Source organism: Streptomyces sp. IBSBF 3136, assembly GCF_036815105.1.
GTDB lineage: Bacteria > Actinomycetota > Actinomycetes > Streptomycetales > Streptomycetaceae > Streptomyces.
Map to the genome: position 1 here is coordinate 1 of NZ_JAJSZC010000430.1, position 2228 is coordinate 2228.

The window sequence follows — 2228 nt, forward strand, 5'->3', positions numbered from 1 at the left end:
CCCTCAGCCCCAAACCACAGCCCCCAGCCACGCCCCCGCGATGAGCAGGCACGCGAACAGTTCGGTGAGGACGCTGGAACCGCCCGCTCCCATCGTCGTGCGCAGGGCGGCCATCGCCTCGCCGTGGCCGCCGAGCCGTAGCCGCTCATGCAGGTAGATCCCGGCCATGAAGCCGGGCAGCGCGCCCACCACCGGGATCAGCAGGAAGCCGAGGACCGCGCCGGTGCCGGCGTAGACGGCCATCCGGGGGGTGGCGCCGCTCGCGCGCAGGCGGCGTGGCGGCAGGGCCCAGCGGACCACCAGGGACAGCAGCAGCACCGCGGTCGCCCCGACCAGGACGGCCCACGCCATCGGCTGCGGATCCGTCAGCGCCCACCACAGGACCGCGGCCCACACCAGCCACGAGCCCGGTACGCCGGGGACCAGCACTCCGCACAGGCCGAGCGCGATCAGCGCGCCGACCAGCAGGAGTTCCCACGCTCCCATCTGCCCAGAGTGCAGGAGGACGGGAGAAGCCGCAGGTCAGAAGGACCTTTCGCGGGACACCCAGCCGCGTTCGTAGGCGTGCCAGCCGAGCTGCAGCCGGGTCGTCACCCCCGCCAGCTCCATCAGCCGCTTCACCCGCCGCTGCACGGTCCGCAGGCCCAGGTCGAGCTGCTTGGCCACGCTCGCGTCGGTCAGCCCGGCCAGCAGCAGCGACAACACCTCCAGATCGGTGGCGTCGGGACCGTCCGGCTCCTGCTCGGTCACCCCGGCCCCGCCCAGCCGGAGCGGCAGCGCCTCCCGCCACACCGACTCGAACAGACCGGCGAGCAGCTCCAGCAGTCCGCTCGCGTGCACCACCAGCGCGGCCGGCTCGGCCGTGCGCGAGGTCAGCGGTACCAGGGCGAGGGAGCGGTCGGCGATCACCAGCTTCGTCGGCACCCGGTCCACCACCCGCACCCGCTCGTCCCGGCCGAGCGCCGCCGTCAGCTCGGCGAGCCCACGCGGCAGGTCGAGCACGGACCGTTCCACCACCACCCGGTAGCGGACCCCGCGCCCGGCCGCCTGCTCCTCCGCCTCGTTCTCCGACCCGGAGACCACCACCGGGTTGCCGGTGACCAGCGCGCACACCTCCTCGGTCGCGCCCAGCTGAAGCTGCAGGAAGCGCTGGGCCACCGCGGAGGCGCCGGTCACCACCTCCACCAGGTCGTGCACCTCTGGTTCGGCCGCCGTCGCCCGGTACTCCGCGGCCAGCAGCGCCGCCGCCAGCTCCGCCTGCTCCAGTTCGTGCCGCTGCCGGGTGAGCAGCGCGCCCAGCGCCACCCCCGGCGGGGCCGCCACCCAGCGGCCCGGCCGCGCCGGTGACTGGGCCGCGAGACCCTCGCGCTCCAGCCGGCGCAGCGCACGCTCGGTGTCCGGCTCGGCCAGCGACAGGCGCCGCGCCAGATCGGACACCTCGGCGGCGCCCGCGGACACCAGTGCCCGGTACGCCGACTCGTGCGTCTCGTCCAGGCCTATGGCTGCCAGCATCGGCCCACGTCCCTCCCTCGATATCAAGCCACCCGCGCGGTGCTGTCTGGCGGGAACCGGCCACGGCGTAAACCCGCCGCCGCACATCATCGCCGTTTCGGCGGTGACTCTGCCAAGGTGGCACCACCGACGGACGCCCGGCGGTCCACCTGACCCATGGCCGCGTCCCCGGAAACCAAGCCGAATTCCCGCCAATCGACCGGCGCCACCGCGCGCCCGGTCGCTGTGTGACGGTGACCCGGACCCCGCGGTGCGCGAACGCGCCAGGAGAGCGTGGGAGCGGGTCACGCACGATGTCGCCGGGCGGCCCTCCCGTGGGGGGTGGGGCCGCCCGGTGGCCATGAGGCCCCTGCCGTACGGGAGTTCGGGGCGTCCCTCGACACGCCGTTCGACATGGACGGGCGAGCCGCATTTTCCCGATGCCCCGTTTTCATCGGGCCCGCGCGGTGGACAATTAGGGGCATGAGCCAGCAGGGGGGTAGGCCCGAGGGGCGCGAGGACGACTGGTGGAGCGAGCTGTACGGGGACTCCGCGGAGGACACGGGCCCCACGGTGGCGCCCGACTCCCTGGACGACCGCTTCACCTCGGCGAAGAACGCGATGACGGGACGGCCGGGGGCGGCGCGGCGGGGCACCGGGAGACCGGAGCCGCACGAACCGGCCCAGCCACCGCCGCCCGAACCCCCTCCGGGGACGCTCCGGCAACAGCCCCCACC

2 protein-coding genes and 1 pseudogene are annotated in these 2228 nt (G+C 74.6%); 1 reads left to right on the forward strand and 2 read right to left on the reverse strand.

Going from position 1 to position 2228, the window contains the following annotated elements; translation table 11 throughout:
- Nucleotides 1–3 precede the first annotated feature (3 nt).
- Together V7E45_RS39900 and V7E45_RS39905 are read right to left on the reverse strand one after the other, a co-directional pair.
- Nucleotides 4–486, reverse strand: a complete 483-nt coding sequence (locus tag V7E45_RS39900; RefSeq protein WP_333779189.1) for a DUF456 domain-containing protein — start codon at nucleotides 484–486, stop codon at nucleotides 4–6.
- A gap of 36 nt (nucleotides 487–522) precedes the next feature.
- On the reverse strand, nucleotides 523–1512 hold the full coding sequence (locus V7E45_RS39905; protein ID WP_333779190.1) for a helix-turn-helix domain-containing protein: 990 nt from the start codon (nucleotides 1510–1512) through the stop codon (nucleotides 523–525).
- 462 nt (nucleotides 1513–1974) lie between these two features.
- On the opposite strand from V7E45_RS39905, the pseudogene V7E45_RS39910 reads away from it, so the two are divergent.
- Nucleotides 1975–2228: pseudogene (locus V7E45_RS39910) on the forward strand (protein phosphatase 2C domain-containing protein); the annotation flags it as partial.